The organism is Roseburia sp. AM16-25 (assembly GCF_003473825.1).
In the GTDB taxonomy this organism is placed as follows: domain Bacteria; phylum Bacillota; class Clostridia; order Lachnospirales; family Lachnospiraceae; genus Pararoseburia; species Pararoseburia lenta.
Window position 1 is genome coordinate 382,535 of record NZ_QUCW01000001.1, and the last position, 18,955, is coordinate 401,489.

General features: G+C 45.4%; 16 protein-coding genes. 1 reads left to right on the plus strand and 15 read right to left on the minus strand.

The genetic code is table 11. The features are described from left to right. Positions 1-17: 17 nt before the first annotated feature. From fliD to DW183_RS01975, 12 genes are all read right to left on the minus strand, one after another. Positions 18-2,489, minus strand: coding sequence for a flagellar filament capping protein FliD (gene fliD, locus DW183_RS01920; RefSeq protein WP_118280387.1), 2,472 nt, complete (start codon positions 2,487-2,489; stop codon positions 18-20). Between the two features lie 10 nt (positions 2,490-2,499). Then, positions 2,500-2,916, minus strand: coding sequence for a flagellar protein FlaG (locus tag DW183_RS01925; RefSeq protein WP_118280388.1), 417 nt, complete (start codon positions 2,914-2,916; stop codon positions 2,500-2,502). Positions 2,917-3,055: 139 nt separating this feature from the next. Beyond that, the gene (gene csrA / locus DW183_RS01930) at positions 3,056-3,271 is read right to left on the minus strand and encodes a carbon storage regulator CsrA (protein WP_118280389.1); all 216 of its coding nucleotides are present in this window, start codon (positions 3,269-3,271) and stop codon (positions 3,056-3,058) included. 3 nt (positions 3,272-3,274) lie between these two features. Further along, positions 3,275-3,730 (minus strand): flagellar assembly protein FliW, encoded by a 456-nt coding sequence (gene fliW / locus DW183_RS01935; protein ID WP_118280390.1) that lies wholly within the window; start codon positions 3,728-3,730, stop codon positions 3,275-3,277. A 33-nt stretch (positions 3,731-3,763) separates the two neighbouring features. After that, entirely contained in the window at positions 3,764-5,392 is a 1,629-nt protein-coding gene (locus DW183_RS01940) for a flagellin N-terminal helical domain-containing protein (protein WP_118280391.1), read from the minus strand. A gap of 42 nt (positions 5,393-5,434) precedes the next feature. Next, complete coding sequence (flgK, locus tag DW183_RS01945; protein WP_118280392.1) at positions 5,435-7,300, minus strand: flagellar hook-associated protein FlgK; 1,866 nt, start codon at positions 7,298-7,300, stop codon at positions 5,435-5,437. A 19-nt stretch (positions 7,301-7,319) separates the two neighbouring features. After that, entirely contained in the window at positions 7,320-9,056 is a 1,737-nt protein-coding gene (flgK, locus tag DW183_RS01950) for a flagellar hook-associated protein FlgK (RefSeq protein ID WP_118280393.1), read from the minus strand. 45 nt (positions 9,057-9,101) lie between these two features. Next, positions 9,102-9,614 carry a flagellar protein FlgN gene (locus DW183_RS01955; protein WP_118280394.1) on the minus strand — a complete coding sequence of 171 codons (513 nt, stop codon included), beginning with the start codon at positions 9,612-9,614 and terminating at the stop codon, positions 9,102-9,104. 12 nt (positions 9,615-9,626) lie between these two features. After that, positions 9,627-9,905: a flagellar biosynthesis anti-sigma factor FlgM gene (locus DW183_RS01960; protein WP_118280395.1), complete on the minus strand. Its 279-nt coding sequence runs from the start codon at positions 9,903-9,905 to the stop codon at positions 9,627-9,629. Positions 9,906-10,024: 119 nt separating this feature from the next. Beyond that, on the minus strand, positions 10,025-11,557 hold the full coding sequence (locus tag DW183_RS01965) for a methyl-accepting chemotaxis protein (RefSeq protein WP_158572995.1): 1,533 nt from the start codon (positions 11,555-11,557) through the stop codon (positions 10,025-10,027). 195 nt (positions 11,558-11,752) lie between these two features. Next, a complete protein-coding gene (locus DW183_RS01970) occupies positions 11,753-13,153 on the minus strand; it encodes an MFS transporter (RefSeq protein ID WP_118280397.1) in 1,401 nt (466 codons plus the stop codon). A gap of 29 nt (positions 13,154-13,182) precedes the next feature. Next, positions 13,183-15,450 (minus strand): glycoside hydrolase family 2 protein, encoded by a 2,268-nt coding sequence (locus tag DW183_RS01975; RefSeq protein WP_118280398.1) that lies wholly within the window; start codon positions 15,448-15,450, stop codon positions 13,183-13,185. A 226-nt stretch (positions 15,451-15,676) separates the two neighbouring features. On the opposite strand from DW183_RS01975, the gene DW183_RS01980 reads away from it, so the two are divergent. Next, a complete protein-coding gene (locus DW183_RS01980; RefSeq protein ID WP_158572996.1) occupies positions 15,677-16,897 on the plus strand; it encodes a helix-turn-helix transcriptional regulator in 1,221 nt (406 codons plus the stop codon). A 7-nt stretch (positions 16,898-16,904) separates the two neighbouring features. On the opposite strand, the gene sdaAA is transcribed toward DW183_RS01980, so the two are convergent. From sdaAA to DW183_RS01995, 3 genes are read right to left on the minus strand one after another with little or no spacing between them, the layout of a single operon-like run. Next, positions 16,905-17,762 carry an L-serine ammonia-lyase, iron-sulfur-dependent, subunit alpha gene (gene sdaAA / locus DW183_RS01985; RefSeq protein WP_118280400.1) on the minus strand — a complete coding sequence of 286 codons (858 nt, stop codon included), beginning with the start codon at positions 17,760-17,762 and terminating at the stop codon, positions 16,905-16,907. Between the two features lie 4 nt (positions 17,763-17,766). Next, positions 17,767-18,432: an L-serine ammonia-lyase, iron-sulfur-dependent subunit beta gene (sdaAB, locus tag DW183_RS01990; RefSeq protein ID WP_118280401.1), complete on the minus strand. Its 666-nt coding sequence runs from the start codon at positions 18,430-18,432 to the stop codon at positions 17,767-17,769. Between the two features lie 10 nt (positions 18,433-18,442). Continuing rightward, complete coding sequence (locus DW183_RS01995; protein WP_118280402.1) at positions 18,443-18,883, minus strand: GatB/YqeY domain-containing protein; 441 nt, start codon at positions 18,881-18,883, stop codon at positions 18,443-18,445. Positions 18,884-18,955: the final 72 nt, after the last annotated feature.

Genomic DNA, 18,955 nt, shown 5'->3' on the forward strand with positions numbered 1-18,955 from the left:
TTCCCCTTCCTACTCAATTATGAATTTCCAAACAAGGATGACAAGGATGATGTCGAACTCTGCAGTTTTGCAAGAGAGGACTCCATCTTTGAAAACTGGTTATAGTAACGATCTTCATAATCCTGGATCTTTTCTTCCCACTGCTTGATCAAGGTGGTGTAGTTGCTATACTCAGAAGCCATCTGCTTGTCATTGTAGATGGTATAGGTACTTCTTAAATTGGTACCCTTCATCTGCTTATCCAGTGCTGTATACAGACCGGAAGTCAACTGCTTCATAAAGTCAATAACAGAATCCGGATCGTTTTCCAGTGCCGTCATGAGTTTGTCGGTCTTGCCGGAGGTAGCAGTATCCTCAGAATCCCCATCGATATGATATGCATAGTTCTCATTCTTGGAAGCATTCAGATATCCCAAGGTAGAGATACCAAAACTTGCCAGAGAATAGGACTTACCATTAACTGTATAAGACTGCATCATGGCACTCGTCATAGCATTCTGAATGGTTCCCAGCGTGGAATCCTTTCGCAGGATGGCATCCTTGATCTTGGTCTCCCACTTTTCGATCTCGGAATCGCTCATAGAAGACTTTTCATCATCTGTCAATGGATCGTAACCCTTAGCGGAATCTGCATTGTAAAGACTGGTAATCTCATTGATGATCTCATTATACTGAGTCAGAAAATCCTTGATCTTGTCATAAAGCCCCTGGGTATCCGTATCGGTATTGATGCTGAGTGTCTCACCCGCAGCAGTCGTTGCAAGCGCTTTGATCGTCAGCCCATTGATATTAAAGGTATTGGTTGATGACGTAAACTCCGCATCATTTAAGATGATGGTCGCATCCTGTGCATCTACACGGGTCGCACCTTCATTGTAAGCAAACGCTGTCTCTCCGGTCACGATCTCTTTTGCCGTTGTGATCTTATCCGTAATGGATGCTGCCAGATCTGCCAGTTTATCACTGCTTAAAACTCCATTCTCATAGTACGCAGAATAATCCTTGACATCCCAGTAACTGTTAGCCGCAATGGTAGCATCGTTGGTCTTGGTTGCCAGCGCGATCTCTTCCAGTCTTGCCTTTGCCTCTGTCATCTGATCATCGCTCAGATAATATGCCGCCTTATCCTCGTCGGTATAGATGGCATTATCATCCACAGCCATTACCGTCTTCAACTGTGATTTCAAGGTATTTAAAGCTGTAGAATCTGTCTTTTCGGTCTCTGTGCCATCTTCCGCGGTCTCAGTTTTTTTCGTGATCAAACCCAACTTCTCTGCAAGGGTATTAATCTCTTCGGATGCCAGTTCAATCTTCTCATCCGCAGATACATCCAGAGACGGCTTGTCCTCATCTTCTACATCCAGATAGGTTCCGTTGACCTTGATAGTCTTAGTATTGTAATAGTGATAGCCGGTTACATTGCCATCGTCGTCCTTGACCTCACTCCGTCCAGTGTAGGTCTGTCCATCCGGTCCTACATAGGTCTTGTCCTGATTTGCCGTCTTTAAAAGTTGAATCAGGCGCGAGCCTTTATCTTTTGCAAGAACATCATTTACCGCATTTTTTGCTTCGGTATAATCAATCTTTGAAGTCAGTTCTTTCTTTTCTGCATCTAACTTGCTGTTGCTGTCATAGGCATTGGCAAGTTTTTCCATGATCTCCTGGATTGCCTTCTGAGTCTCGGAAGCACTGTAAGTAACGCCTGCGCGCACGATCGCCTTTCCGTCAGAATCATACTTGATATTGCCATCATCATCCAATTCAAAATAGGAAACCACATTGCCGTCTGCATCGGTGCCCATGGTACCAAGTGCATAAGCAGCATTTGCCTTATAGGCAGCATCTGTCGCATCGGACTTCACCAGGATTCCCAGGGATGACAAGACCTTGAGTCCATTGCCATCTGCGGCCGTCAGAGCAAAATCATTGGCTGTACCGGTCTCTGTGGAACTGACAAACATTCTGGAGTTGGTCGCATCAAAACTAGCCTTAACACCTGCATCATTCATGGCTTTGACAACATCAGAGATCTTGCTGTCCTTACCAATCGTGATATCCTTGGTGCCGGATGCTGTCTTGACAGAGATTGTCGTATCTGCACCGGTATAGCCCAAAGAAGCCAGTGTCGTATCCTCATTCGTGCCTTTGGCAAGTTTGGCCCCTGTGATATAACCGGATCTTGCCAACTGCTTGATCTGCAGACTCTGTGTACCATTGATGGCATTGCTGCCCGCAGTGATCGTTGCCTTTGTTGCATCTGAAACCGTCGTCTTTTTCATGCTGTAAGCAGATGAAAGACGCAGACTACTGATAGATGAATATAAACTATATACTTTGGTATTCAAAGCCTTCCATGCATCCTGCTTGTAGGACAACTTGGTCTGGGCTTTCTGATATTTTTCTTTCTTTGATACATAAGTAGATACCATAGCGGATACTAATGATTCTGTATCCATACCTGATACCATACCTGACATACGAATTGTCATATGCTGCCTCCTATCTTCTCTCGTCTACCATGATCCCCGCCATTTCCCAGACCTTGGCGATCATATCCAATGTCTTTTCCGGTGGAAACTCCTTGATGACTTCCTTTGTCTCCTTGTCCACAATCTTGATCGTCACACGGTTGGTTGCCTCATGGATGCCAAAGACAGCCTCCTCATTGTGTGCATTCTTATTGATCGTATCTACAGCCTGACGGATCTGTTCGTTGCTCGCCTGTCCATCTTCCCGAACATTTCCTGTCTTGACACCATCTTCCGTGATCGTAACAGCATCCTTTGCCTTTTGCTGCATGCTCATGTCATTGGTAGACGCTGTACCACTCTTTGCCGGTACAGCCTGCGCAGCCACATTAGCACTTCCCTGACTCTGGTAACTGCTGTTTACCTGTTGCATTGATTCTACTTTCATCCTTACACCTCCGTGTGCAAAATATAAACGACATCAATTCTTCTACATCTTATATCGACTGTGCGCTGGAATTCTTAACCCCACATGCAAAAAGAGATTTGCGGATCTTCTCCCACAAATCTCTTCCTATCCATTCTTTTTAAAACAGGTTTTCCAGTGCTTCCAGACCTTCCACATTCATGGCTTCCTTGGTCTCTTCCTGGATCTGCAAATATACTTCCTTGCGATAGATCGGCACATCCTTTGGTGCAGAGATACCGATCTTGATCTGATCTCCGCGGATCTCCAATACGCTGATCTCAATATTATTGTTGATGACGATGGATTCGCCTTTTTTTCTCGTTAATGCCAGCATCTCTTACTCACCTGCCTTCTCTTTTCTGCTCTTTAAAATGTCATAGATCGGGAAACGTGTCTGCACTTCATCTTCCACGATGATCTGCTCGCCACGGAGATTATCGGTGTTGATGATGATCGGTCCTTTGAGATTGATCGTCATCCGGGTAATGTCCGATGGCACACGGATCGTCACCAGCACAAACAAAGATTCCTCACTAAACTGACCCAGTGGTGTTAAAAGTTCATCATTGACGGTCGGATTGTAGTCCGCGCAGATGCCCGCCGGATCTACGACCGGCATAGCAAACTGTGGCTCATCCAGTGATTGCAGCCACATGATCTTGCCCTGCTTTTCCTCATCAAAGATCAGGGTAAAACGTTTCATATCCGGATAACCGATCAAGCCTCTGCCCAAGGTGATGATCTTTTCCTCTGCTATATCAATTTCCCCAAATAGTCTTGTTTCTACTCGCATATTCCTCTCCTTTTGCCTTTGTTATGGCACATTTTATAAATAGTTCAAAAGTGTCATGCCACTCAGTTTCCCTGCCGCCGTCAATGATGACTGGTAGGCATTATACATGGCTGTATAATTGATGATGATCTCTGAAAGATCCAAGTTGTCATTGTCAGACTGCAATTCCTGCAAAGTCTCCTGCTGGTTGCTCATTCTGGTCTCGGTCAACTGCAACTGGTCCCCTGTACACCCCACCTGGGTGATAGACAGGTTAATATTGCTCAGATAGCCATCAACCTTGCCGATCTCGGAACTGAATAACTTTTGCAGATGGTCGTCTGCGTAATCAGCCTCTTTCTGGGCTGCCGTGATCCATTCATCCAGTTTGGTCTGGTACTCTTTCTCGGCATACTGGGCTTCCCCCTTCATTGCCTTTAACTCGGTCAGTTTGTCATGCGCTCTGATCGCATTGGTCACAGATGTGATCATATCGTCAATATCTCTTTGGATATCACTGTTGAAAGCATCGGATGCCTCGGTATTTACCGTCAGTTCCTGATTGTTGGCAACGGTATAATTGATATCGTAGCCGATTTCCTTGCCATTTTCATCATACTTTTTATAACTGATCGGATTGTTGGCATCCGTCTTGTTGGTACAGTTGAAATAATACTCCGGCCGCAGTTCCCCTTTGTCAAATCCGGTCTTGTCATAGGTCGTAGAAATGGTCGCCTTGTTGGTACGGAACTCCGAGGAAACCTGCTCGCCAAGTACAATGTTTCCGTTTTCCTTGATCAGGACAATATCATTGTCGCCGACCCGCTTCTGTCCCATAGCAGCCGCCCAGTCCTCCTCAGTATCAAAGACATACATGGTTCTTGCCGGATTGACTGCCGCACCGCCTGCATCTACTGCGGTAGCCGTCTTGTAGGTAAAATTAGAGCCATCGGCATTGGTGCCGGTCTGATCTGTTGCATTTGCCAGATCGATAGTCATGGTCTGTTCCTGACCGTTGGCATCCTTGGTCGTGTAAGAAAATGCCTGCATGTCATCGATCTTGTTATAAGAGGTACGCAGTCTGTAATAATTAGACTGCAAGGTATCGGAAATATCGCTGTTTAAGACCTCATCCTTAGTTGCCGGCACCTTGACATTGCCGGTATAATAGCGAAAACTCTCCAGATCTTCATAGGTAAAGGTCTGATCGATCTGATAAGAGGTCTTGGTTTCATTCTCCGTAAATACCAGATCCTGATCGGTACGATAGCCGGTAAATACCGTTCTTCCCGCATAGTCTGCATTACCTTCTGCATACAACTGGCTCTGCAAAGACTTCAACTGCTTGAGGATGGTATTGCGGTCTTCCTGATTCAGGGTATCCGTGGATCCGTTGACACACTGGGTACGCACATCCGTCATCAATGACTTCATGTTGTTGAGGGCTGTCTCAGTTACATCCAGCCAGGACTCTGCATCCGGGATATTCTTCTTGTAATACTGATCAACACGGCTCAGGCTGGTGCTCAGACGAAGGGAGCGAATGGCAACCACCGGATCTTCGGATGGCTGATTGATCTTCTTTTGTGTCGTCATCTGGTTCATGGATGAATTGACACTGCCTTTCGTTCCATTGATATTATAGGAAGAGTTCCTCAAAATCATATTGTTCGTAACACGCATACTCGTCACCTTTTCCTTTTCTTATAAATCACACGTTCTAAACTACACACCTGTGTTTAAGATCAACTGGTCGTACATATCTGCCAATACGGAAATGCACTTGGATGCCAAATTGTAGGCATTCTGGAATTTCATCAGATCCAATGCCTCCTCGTCCTCGTCCACGCCGGATACGGACATTCTCTGGTTGTTGATCGTTGTACTTATGCTGGTATAGTTATCGGTAAAAACATCACATTCCTGCGTATCTACCGTAACATCTGCATAGATACATTGTAAAAAAGTATCGCCACCGCCACCGCGGAAGAGTTCTGTCTTGCTCTGCAGATTTTTTAATTGCTCGATCAGATCATAGGCATCTACGCCATCCTCTGTATCTGACTTGGTATGGGTCGCAAAACGATCCGGGTCGCTACATTCCTCTGCGATCTTGACATTGCCCGCAGTCAGTTGATAGTAATTATTTGCCGAAGAAGTAAATGTCGTTCCAGAGACATTGCCGTTGGCATCGGTCTCATTTAAGGCATCGGACATATCATACTCTGTCCCCAGCGCTTTGTTCTGTGCCACAAAGACAGATCCCATGTCATTGCCATCGGCATCCACGCCGGTTCTTTCAATGCTGTTAAACGCCTCACAGAAAGATCGCAGGAAAGTGTTCATCTGGTTCATGTAATACGGAACCCCCATGAAACTAACGCTCTCCCCGACTACCAGTTTCTTGTTGGCAAGTTTGGTCTGTTCATCCGTCGTGAGCGGCTTGTTCAGATCAAAAGTATAGGAAGTGATGTTGCCATCGGCATCCGTTTCACATTCAAAGGAATCATAGAAATACTGCTTATTGTTGACCCAGATAGAGCCGGATGCCGGCATGTTCATCTTGTCGATATCTGTAATATTGGCTCCCGTGATCGTCATGGAAGTGCTGCTCGTCTTCGTCACACGTCCGGTCAGATTCTCGCTGTTGTTGCCATCGCGGATCTCAAACATGGCACGCAATTCGCCGCTCATGTTGGTCGCAGTCGCATCAAAACTTGCTCCTGTGGACGCCCAGACCAGATCATAAAGTCCTTCCACATCGGACTGATTGTATTTGTAATCTCTGGACTTGCAGGCAAGGGCATTGTATTCGTAGTTGTCTACCAGGGTCTGTCCGTTGATCTTGACTGTATAATAGGTAGCCCCTGTATATTGATCCTCGTAATTACTGTTGGTTACTTTCTTTTCCTCGACCTTGGTCGGTACGATCTTGGAAAGTTCATCTACCAGCGTTGCACGCTGATCGCGGAGTTCGTTGGCATGTCCCCCCTCCATCTCAATGATATTGATCTGCTTGTTGAGCATGGAGATCTTCTTGGCGATGGAATTGACATTGTCGACCGTCGTCTTGATCTCATCATTGATGGAAGTCTGTAAACTCTGTAACTGCTGTGCCGTACTGTTAAAATAAGTGCAGAGTTCTCCGGCGGTGCTTAAGAACTCATTGCGGGATGCACTTGATCCGGCATTAGTCTTGACAGCATCTAAGGCATTGAACATCTTGGCATAAATGGTAGAGAAACCGGAACTTGTTGTGGTCGAAAACGTTCCGTCGGTATAATAGTTCTGGATCTGCTCCATATAGTAGAGTTTCTTTTCGTAAAGCCCCAGTGTCGCCTGATTGTTCCAGTATTTCTCATCGTAATATTCATCACGTAATTGAGTAACGGAATCCGCCGTAACACCGGTTCCTGTGCTGCCGTATCTCTGATAGCAGCGAAGGGCAGAAGATGCGGTCAGATTGACGACCTGCTTGCTGTATCCCTTGGTCTGCACATTGGAGATATTGTTTGCCGTTGTATTGATGGATGCCTGTGAGGCATTTAAGCCCGAGTAGGCAACGGTAAGTCCAAAAAATGAAGATGGCATAGCGTCTTTGCCCTCCCTTCTATAATGAGTTCAGCAGATAATCGATCATGGTACTCACCACATTAATATATCGGCTGGATGCGTTGTATGCTGATTGATAACGGATCATGTTGGTCAGTTCCTCGTCGGAAGAAACCCCTACTACCATCTGCCTGTTGTTGTCAATGGTATCTGCTGTCCCCTGCAAACTGTCAGAAGTCGTACTGTAGACGGAACCGACGGTTCCAACCTCGCCGATCCATTTGATGTAAAAATCGGTAAAGGTACATGGTGTCGTATCGGTAGGATTGAGCAGGTAATTTTCCTGATCCCAGATACGCTCCAGATTGGCGCCCAAAGTATAATCGATCTCTCCTGTCTGTTTTTTATAGGGAATCAGACTCTTTTCATCGATGATGTCCGGGTTGATGACGGTATCCTCGATGGTATAGCAGGTCGATTCATCGCTCGGATCTTCTTCGTTATATACATAAACTGTACTGCCATCCGCAAGGGATACCTTGGTGTAACGGTCGCAACCGATGCGGGAGAAAAGTTCGTGTGGCGGCAATTCTCCATCACTGCCGACCGAAGCATTTGCCTCATCTAAGATCTTGGTATCCGCCGTGATCGTCCAAGTCTTTCCTGTCGCATCCACACCGGTTATGCTACCTCCGCCAAGATTGGAATTAACTGCCCCATAGGTCGTATTCGGACAGAGGGTATCATTGATGGCGGTCACGATGCTATGGAAAAGAGTGTCCAGTTCCGCCTCTGTATTCATCATGATGGAATTGGAAAGCCCGGTACTATAGTCGTATGCGCTAAGCCCTGCCATATCCAGATAATTGGCATGACCGCTACCTCTTGCCAAAAGAAGCGCCTTGACCTCTCCCACATCCGTGCCGTTGGTGGCATTGGCATTGTCCGTATCGAATACATAATAGTAGTCTTCATTCTCGGTATCAGATAACTGCGGCCAGTATGGGGTCTGGAAACCTGTCAGTTTATCCTCGTGCATCGCCATCTGGTAGACGTTATTCTCGGTAACAAATTCCACATTGTCGATCTGTACCTTGACAATACCATCAACATTTTCGGAATAAGATACCTTTGCAAGACTGGAGAGTTCATCTAAATAGAGGTCTCTCTGATCGCGCAGATCCATGGCTGTCTCCACTTTGCCTGCTTCCACTCTCTGTATTTGTAAATTTAATTCCTGGATTTTGGTGCCCAGTTCGTTGATGCGGTCAACATCATCGGAAATCTTACGATTGATCGTTGACTGATAACTTTGAAGTCCCTGATTCAGACTACTTACACGGCTGACAAAAAGGGATGCCTTCTGCATGACCAGATTCTGGTTGACTGCATCGGACGGATCCTTTGCAAATTCAGAAAATGCTTCATACAGATCGGCAAGCGAGGTCTGAAAAGCCTGTCCCTGCGTTTCCTGTAAATATGTCTCTACCTCGGAGACCGCATCATAACTGGCGGCATAGAATGCCTGACGTCCTGTTGCGGACCGATATGCTTTATCTAAAAAAAGATCTCTCGCATGAACCACATCACCGATATCCACACCGAGTCCTGCCCGCTGTGTACTGATAGATGCTGATGCAAAAGATGTATAATTTCTATCTGCAAATACGACCTGCTGGCGTACATAGCCCTTCGTATTTACGTTTGCTAAATTGTTGGCAACAACATTCAGTGCATTTTGTTGTGTCTGTAATCCTGACGCTCCCACGTACAAGCTTCCGAATCCATTAGCCATGGTATATCCTCCTCTAACTCTAATTCAAAAGCCCCGGTTATCCTTTTATTGGGATGTATCAAAGCTACTGCTGCCAAGCAGTTCTCCCGTGTTGTAAGCGTTCTTGTCATAATTCGCTGTTTCGGGTGCCTGCTTCAGACTCTTGAACAAAGTCAGGTCAAACTCAACCATCTCTAATGCCTGCTGGAGAAGTACACTGTTTTGTGCATTTGCTGTCTGTAAACGTGTGGCAACGTCTACAAGTGCGTCTCTGGCTGCCGTCAGATCGCCCTGCTCTTTTGGCTGTCCGTCTAACTGCTCGATGACATTGGTCACAGTCAACTGCTCACCGTCATGTCCTAAAACTACAGCCATATCGCGAAGAATACTCACGCGCTTGTTTTCCAGATTTTTCAAGTCACTACTGATACTTTCTTCTGTAGCAGTCACCTCTTCCAGATCAGCCACTGCACCTGCAATGATCGCCTGTCTCTTGTTCTCGGACAGTTCCAGTAATCTGGTATAACATGCATCTTCTTTTTTCATTCCTACGAGTAATTCTTCTACTAAACTAGCCACTTACGATTCTCCTTACAGTCCCATCTGATATTTTTCAAGCAATTTGCTTGCAAAATCTCCGGTATCTACCTGATAATCATTTGACTCGTACTTTGATTTCATTTCAGCAACTTTATCTTCCCTGATATCCGAAGCTTCTGCGACTGCCTTCTTTGCGATCTGATAGTCACGTCCAAAAGATGAAATCTGCACTTCGTCTCTTCCCATAGCACTTGCTGACGCCGGGCGGGTGCTTGAAGTCTTATTCGTCTTATAGAGTTGTGCTACCTGATTATATGCTTCTATACGCATAATGGCACTCTCCTTTCTTCCTTGAAACATGAAGCTCTTTTTGCTTTTACACAATGATTATCGGTATTCTGAAAAAAAATATTATACCCCGGAGGAAAATTTTTCTTCCGGGGTAGTGTTTAAAGAATAATCTCCGACACATCGCTTTCTTCTGTGCCGACATATTTGTCTAATTGCTTGGAAACATGTAGTACCTGATCCAGAATACTCTTGGTCTGGTCGGCATTGGTCAGGTTCTTGCTGCTCAAGCCCTCCGCCTGCGCCGACGCTGCCGTAACTTCTTCCGAGGTTGCTGACAGGTGGGTAATGCTGTCCACGATATGATTGTTGGCTTCGGAAAGATCTGTCAGCATAGTGTCGATATCTGAGATATCCTGTGTCAGTTGTCCTACATTAGTATTCATTTCATCAAAGGTCTCTACTGCTCTGCCGATCAGTTCATTCTGCTGTCCGGCTGCGCTTGCAGATTTGGCAACGACATTCACGGCATCTGCTGCATTTTCGGAAAGTTGACCCAGAATCGATGCAATGTTTTCCGTCTCCACACGGGTCTTTTCTGCCAGTTGACGGATCTCATCTGCAACGACTGCAAAGCCCTTGCCCGCTTCGCCTGCTCTGGCACTTTCGATGGATGCATTAAGCGCTAACAGGTTGGTCTGGCTGGAAATATCAAAAATGGTATCAGCGATACCCTTAACGGCATTGGCACGTTCCTGCAAAGTCTGCATGGTTACTGCCACCTCATCATTGGTCTCTGCGATCGTTTCAGACTGGTTCTGGATCTCCTTGACGATGGATAAGTTTTCCTCGTTTAACTCCTTTGCCTTTTCCGCGATCGTAACCATGCTCTCAGAGTGATGAAGGGTCTTTTCGATCGCATCCTGGATGCTCTGGGTCATCACGGTCTGGTTCTGTATATTCTCTGCGGTCGACTGGGTACTGTCGGAAATATCCTTGACTGCCCCTGTCACAACGCTGGTGGATTCATTCAACTGGTTCATGATATCCATGGCACCCGCCGTACCCTTTCGTACTTCACTTGCCACATAGATGACATCCTGCATCATCTTTTCCTGCTGGTCTTTCTCATCCTGTAGGCTGCCCAGCATATCCAGACGGAACTTCTTGCCGGTCCCTTCGATAAAGCAGACTACGATCAGGTAGAAGATAACGATCGCCGTTGCCGTACAGATGTCAATACGGTCTACCGTGCAATCCGGTTTAAAGAACTTTTGCACAGTTGTTGCGATCTCTGTCAGCATGATCGCTACCGCGGAACTGACCATGAACTTGGAGTCATAATACAGGATATAGACTGCCATCGGTGCAACAACTGCAAAGCGCATATAATAACTGTCAAAGGCAGTGGTCGTAAACAGTGTCAAAAGCACCAGTGCCACCAGTGATATCCAACGGATCTTGCTGCTGTCGCGCTTGCGCAGATATGCGATCAGCATAGCCACCACCGTGACCGCCGAAATAAGAAAAGTCGTCCCTGTAAATGCCGCTGTCCTGTATCCCCTCAAAAAAGCAACAAATACGATCATAAAATTACAGATAGAAAAAATCGTAAAGACCTGCCATTCCAACCGGTTCACATGCTCGGTCTGACGATCACTATCCGCATAAAGATATTTTTGTGTCTCTGTCATGATATTGAAATCCCCCTTCATCAGCATTTTGTAAACATATTTCTATTATATACATAGAGTCCCTGCAAAATCTACGCTTTTTCGGCATTTTTACCGAAAATTTACGAAACTCCTAATAAAACACAGGAAAAAATCCACATGCCTTGATCTGACATGTGGATTTTCATTCGTAATTGAGTTTTTCTTAATATATGACTAGTTTGCTGCTTCTCTTCTCTTCTTGAGTTCTGCAACGTTTGCATCTACTCTTGCCTTATTCAGAGGGAAAATGAACATAAGTACTAATCCACAAAGAATATAGATAACTGCTGGGAAGAAAGTAGCCAAGTTATAAATACCATTTGCAACTGCCTCTGTCTGTCCTGCTGCAAGTTCATCGTATCCAATCCATCCAAGTGCCCATCCGGAAAGACCACCAGCGATTGCCTGTCCAATCTTTCTTGAGAATGAGTAGATACCATAAATCGTACCATCGTCACGATTTCTTGTCTGTACTTCCATATCATCGATAACGTCTGTAACAAGTGCCCAACACTGCATCTGGAAGAAGTACATACCAAGCATAGCTACGAATACCATTCCTACGAATGCCCATACATTCTTGATGTGTAAGCATCCAATGATAAAGTAGAGAATACCAGATACGAACATACCAACCATACTACATTCTCTCTTACCAAATTTTGTAGCAAGTTTTGTAGAAATACCTGCAAGTACGATCATACATGGAAGCATCAATAATGCAAATACAGACAATGCCTTTGTGTTCTTAAAGTAATCAGCAAATAAGTATGTGTTAATACCCTGCCCCATAAGAGATGCCAACAGAAGTAATACAGCTGAAAGTACAAGTCCTAACAAAGCTCTGCTTGTAAAAAGAGTCTTTAATGTCTCTGCTGTTGATTTCTTTTCGCTTGCTGGCTTTGGCACATATGCAACACGTTCTGTTGTGAGTGTATAGCAAAGTAAGTAACAAATAATAGCGATGACAGAGAATACGCCTGCAACCACAGAAATACGAGATGCAGATACAACCTGATTACCCTGTGCATCGGTATGATATACAAGCATCGGTGCCATAATACCAATCATAATACCGGCAACACCACCACCCATAGAACGGAATACAGAAAGAGAACTTCTGTCCTTAGGCTCTGCTGAAATAACAGATGCCATAGATCCGTAAGGAATATTGATGGATGTATAGAAGATAGATCCCCAAAGGATATATGTGATAAACATATATGCTACTTTAGCACCATAAGAAGCATCAACCAGGAATGACTGATACATCATAAAGGATGCCAGTGCTACGAAAGCACACATACGAAGAATCCATGGACGGATACGTCCGTTCTTTGTCGGCTTTGAATTATCAACAATACGTCCCATGCCGATATCTGTAAATGCATCCAGACATCTTGCAACAAGGAACATCGTTCCTACCATACCTGCTGAAATACCCATAACCTTTGTGTAAAATACCATTACATAACTACTTGCAAAGATAAATGAGAAATCATTTGCCAAATCGCCACACATGTAGCCGATTTTGTCTCGTAAGCCAAAAGGTCTTACTTCTTTTGTTTTACTCATAATAAACTCCTCCTAAAAAACACTTTTTATTATTTGTCTTTTCTCTTAATCTTATTGAGTTTTCTGTTCAGTTCAAGAAGTTCTTCTTTTGTAAACTGCTTGCCACCGCCTGCAGTTCCCATAAGGTTGAGCATACGCTTAACAGAGAAACCACCAAGCATCTTCATCATGCCTTCACGGTCAACACCAGCTGCTGCTCCTGCTGCGCCGCCATCAGCGTCTTTCATAATCTTAAGCATCAATTCGCCAATGAACATCTTACCCTTGATGGTCTTCATGATATCACCAATCTGATCATTGATGTTGAAGTATCCTTCTGGCATATCAATATCAAACCAGTTAAGAACTTCGCCTTCTTCCTTCAAACGATATTCTTCATTGAAGGTATCTACCTTGCGAATCTTGCTTTCATCGCTGCAATCACCTGCTTTTGCAACAAGTGTGCTTTCGCCTGCATTTGGTACATCAAAGTAGAAGAAATGCACATCACTTGTCTGCTTGCCAAGGCTTTCACCATTTACAAACAATTCTACTTCTGGCTGATTAGAGTATACCGTAACCTTTGTTGTATCTTCTACACGGTCTACATAGCGCTTACCACAGATATGCACGAATGGATCATCTGATAACCATGCCTTATATGCATAAAAAGCATCCTTCTTGTACTTTCTATCAAATGTAACCAAGCCCTTATGGTTCATGCCGTTCTCTCCACCTTCTGCTCTTGCATCAGCGGCGAAGTCATACATATTCCATACATGTGTAGCCCAGATAAAATCTCTTGTAAAGAGCTGCTTAATCAGTTCTTCATGATAGTATGCCTGATATTCCTCAGTATAATCACCCTGAACAGGATTTGATGTATGCCAGTTTAAAGCTTCACATCCATACTCACTCATACCAATTGGAATATTTGGATATTTCTTGTGGAAGTCATCCATGAACTCTCCGTTCATATCCGTTGTTCCACCGTACCATCCATAATAGTGGTTGTATGAAATCACATCTGGAATCTGTACATATTTTGCATCAATACTGCACATAGATACAACAGCCATTGTCGTAAGTCTTGTTGGATCCATCTGGTGGCACAAATCATTTAAGATGTTGTGATTTTCAATCAGATCAGCATCTTCTGCTCCACCCATAGTGATTTCGTTTGAAAGTCCCCAGACAACGATACATGGATGATTGTAATTCTGTGTAATCAGTTCTTTCATCTGTGAAACGGTATTTTCACGTCCGTTTGGTAAATGTTTAGAGATATATGGAATCTCTGCCCAGATCACAAGTCCTGCTTCATCGCACAGATCGTAGAAATACTGATTGTGCTGATAATGAGCAAGACGGATGGTATTGGCACCCATCTCAAGGATCAGATCTACATCTTCCTTGTGCTCTTTATGTGTCAAAGCGTTACCAATGTGTGGTCTGTCCTGATGACGGGATACACCGTGCAGTGGATAGCGCTCTCCGTTTAAGATAAATCCTTTTTCCGGATCGATAGCGAACGTTCTGCAGCCGAAGCGTGTGCTTCTTTCATCTAATACTGCATCATTTCTCTTTAAAGAAACTTCTGCGGTGTAAAGATGTGGATCCTTGCGTCCGTTCCAAAGATGCACGTTTTCAATCTCAAAAGTTGCCTTTGTCTCATCAGCAGAAGTAGTCTTGGTTGCCACCACAGCGTCACCGTCTTTGATAACATACTCTAAAGTGTCGCCTTCTGCAGCATCGGTAACAAATACCTCAACCTCGACCTTAGCGTTAGCACCCTCTACCGTCGGTGTTACGGCAATGCCCGGTGTTCCGTAATAGTCCAGATCAAAGTGTGCATCAGATACACTGATCACATTAACATCACGATAGAGACCGCCATAGAATGTGAAGTCTGCCATCTGTGGATATACATGGTCGTTTGGTGCATTGTCTACTGCAACGACGATCTCATTGTCCTCTGCCAGAAGATCTGTGACATTGACTCTCCAGGTAGAGTAACCACCGTCATGGTGTCCTGCCTCTTTGCCGTTGACATAAAGCCATGCACTTGAGTTTGCCCCCTCAAATTCCATATAAACGATCGGATCTGAGCCAAACTCGTCACGCTTCATACTCTTTGCATAATAGCATGTTCCACGATAGTAATCGTTACCACCGTCCTGTCCGTCATCACCATTCCATGTGTGAGGCAGATCTAATGTCTCCCAGTTGCCCTGAGATAAAACGGATGTGCCTTCTGCAACAGAAACTGCATCTTTTGTGAAGTTCCAAGATGCATTGATGTTCTTCTTTGTTGCCATTAAATTTACCCTCCTTTTTCGAAAATGAGCACACGGCTCTTTTCTTTCTCACTTGCTTTGTGAACCCAGTATAGCAATCCAGGATAAATTGCTCTTGTCTTACTTTTGCTATTTTGGTAAAATTTTTACATGAATTGTATTCTTGACAAAAAAATTACAGATACCTGGAAATATATAGAAACAAAATATGTCAAACATAGAAAAAACATATACGAAAGGAGCACTTATGGCATTTGAGAATATCAGTACGGATGATTTTTTCCCATTATTTAAACAGACACTAGCGGACAGTTTTAAGGTCGATTCCTTTTTCATGCATGCGCCCTACCACGATTTTGAAAAAATGGATATGGGACTTAGGCGCATGGTCTGGGGTGAATACTCTACCAATTCGCCCATCTTCTCTATAGCAGAGGACTCTCCCTATCGTATCGTTGTCTTGGAAAGCACGCTGGGCTTTTACAATATGATCATTTCCCTGACCGCAGATGAAGAACCGGATCTGATCGGTATCATGCCATTTCGGACGGAACCGATCAACCAGGCAAATATCAACCGCATCATGAAAGAAAACGGCATTGCTCCCCAGCATACCTCGACCATGTCCCACTTTTATCTGTCCCTGCCGGTCGTAGAGTTGAACGATCTGATCTTGACCATAGAGCATCTGATAACGTTCTTTTTTCCTGCCTTCGCGGATCACCGTGTAGAATATGTCAATTACAAATCAGAAAAGCACGCCCTCAATCCCAGCGAAGAACGCTTTCATAAGTTTTCTTCTGATTATGTTGAGGAAATGCACAAGCGTATCGAGGCATGCAGCAAGGCTGTAACCAGTGGAAATCAGTCGCAGGCTCTCGATCATATGAAATCCCTGTTAGACTATGCGGCTCCTTTTCAGTCCAGTCCTCTGCCACAGATAAGACATGAATTATTTGCAATGAATACCTTTCTCGCGGCAAGGCTTTTGGAGACCGCAGTTCATCCTTACTACGTCTTTAACCAAATGCAGAACTTTGACCTCAAGATTGCAGAACTCAACTCCCAACGCGCTCTGACACATCTTCCTTTTGAGATGACCAGAAAATATGCCCTGCTTGCCAAAAACTACACCTATGAAAAATACTCCTATCTGATTCGCAATGTCGTCAACTATATCGACCAACATTTAGTTACTGACTTGAGCCTTTCTGTACTGGCAGAGGAATTTGACAAAAATCCTTCCTATCTGTCAAATGCATTTAAAAAAGAAGTCGGCGAGACGCTGACTTCTTATATCGGCAAACAGCGCATCCAATCCTCCCTGCGCTACTTTAATACGACCAACATGAGCGTCGCTGAGGTCGCTGAGGCGGTCGGTATTCCTGATTTCGGTTATTTTTCTAAACTCTTTAAAAAGCACGTCGGCGTCAGCCCGCGTGAATACAAGAAAATGCTGGACAAATAGTCCGGCATTACTTTTCTGTCAGTCTGACTGCCGTAGGAGAAGTGGCAAGTCCGCCCAGACTGGTCTCCTTGATCGCAGACGGCATCTCATTGCCAATCCTGCGCATGGCATCAATGACCTCATCTACCGGAATGGCAGACGTGATCCCTGCCATCGCCAGTTGGGCTGAAGTCAATGCATTCACTGCGCCTGCCACGTTGCGCTTGATGCAGGGAACTTCTACCAGTCCCCCGACCGGATCACAAGCAAGTCCTAACATATTCTTGAGTGCAAAGGCTGCTGCATCTGCAATCTGCTCGGCAGAACCTCCCTGTAAATAAGCCAGTCCGCCTGCCGCCATGGCACTGGCGGAACCGATCTCCGCCTGACAACCGCCGGATGCTCCGGCAAGTGAGGCATTCTCTGCAATGACTGCACCGATACCGGCAGAGACAAACATAGCCTCAACCATTTTCTCCTCAGGCAGAGAAAGCCTCTCCTCTACCACCAGAAAAACTGCCGGGATCACACCGCAAGAGCCCGCCGTAGGCGCTGCAACGATACGATGCATGCAGGCATTGGACTCGCCCATCTTGATGGCTTTTTCCATGACCTGTCCTACAAGTTCTCCACAGAGATTGGCACCCTTGGCATTGTAGACATGCAGTTTCTCTCCTGCACCGCCAGCCATACCGGATGCGGAATGTATAGTCGGATCATAGCCCGCATCCGCAGCTTTCATCGCCTGATACATATGGCGCATGGTCGCAAAAGATGTCTCATAGGAAACACCTCTCTCCTCCATATCCGCCTGCAGGACGATCTGCCAGAAAGGGCATGATTTCTCTTCACTTTGTCTGATAATATCTGCTATCGAATGATACATCTATCTATTCTCCCGTCATTCCAAGATAGGTTACCTTACGGATACCGTCAAATCCACGCAGCCAGTCAATGCCGCTCTCTGGCACTTCCTGATCACACTCAACCACCATGACAGCCTCGCCGCCACGGCTGGAGCGATACAGGCGCATGGATGCGATATTGATATTCTGGTTAGAAAGCATGGTCGTCACTTCGGATACATGCCCCGGACGATCCTCATTATAGACCACAAGCGTCGGTGACTCTCCCGAAAAGTTGGTCTCAATGCCATCCAACTGTGCAATATTGATCCGGCTGCCGCCCAGCGACTGTCCGATGATCTCCAGACGTTGCCCGGATCTGCCATGTAAGATCAACTGCGCGGTATTGGGATGTGCCTCACGCAGGATGGCCTGTCCAAAACTGACGACAATTCCCCGCTCCTCAGCGATCTCCAGTGCCTGTGGGATGCGGATATCGTCTGTCTGCATACCTAAAAGTCCTGCCACCAGCGCTTTTTTCGTACCGTGTCCGTCCCCGGTCGCAAGAAAGGAGCCATGCAGGTTGATCTCTGCCCGCACCAAAGGCTCCCCCAGCAAGCGCCCGGAAATATAGCCGATCTTGACGGCTCCCGCTGTATGAGAACTTGACGGTCCTACCATGACCGGTCCCACCACCTCAAAGATGTTCATACGCAATCCTCTACTTCATCAATTCTGCGACAATGCCATTTATGAGCTTGCCATCTGCCTTGCCTTTTAAGTCAGCCATGACAGCCTTCATGATCTGTCCCTTGTTGCCTGTGGCGATCACGTCTGCAAACTTCTCCTGCAAGTATGCCTTGATCTCCTCTGCATCCATCTGCTTTGGTGCAAATTCACTCATGATCTCATAGCGCTTCTTATATTCTTCCAAGAGGTCTTCTCTGCTCTCCGGGCAGGTGTCGATCTGTTCCTTGCAAGACTTTAACTCTTTTAAGATGGCTGTATTGACCATGTCATCCGGGATATCCTCACGGCATCCTGCATCAATACCGCTCTTTTTTGCAGCGGATACCAAAACAGAGATCGCATCCTTACGAAACTTATCCTTTGCTTTCATTGCTGCGATCATCGCGTCCTGTAATTCTTTCATTTTACTCATGCTGTATTCCTTCTTTCCTGCTTTTATAAAAACATTACTGCTACCTATTATAGCACAGCCTGTCTGCATGCA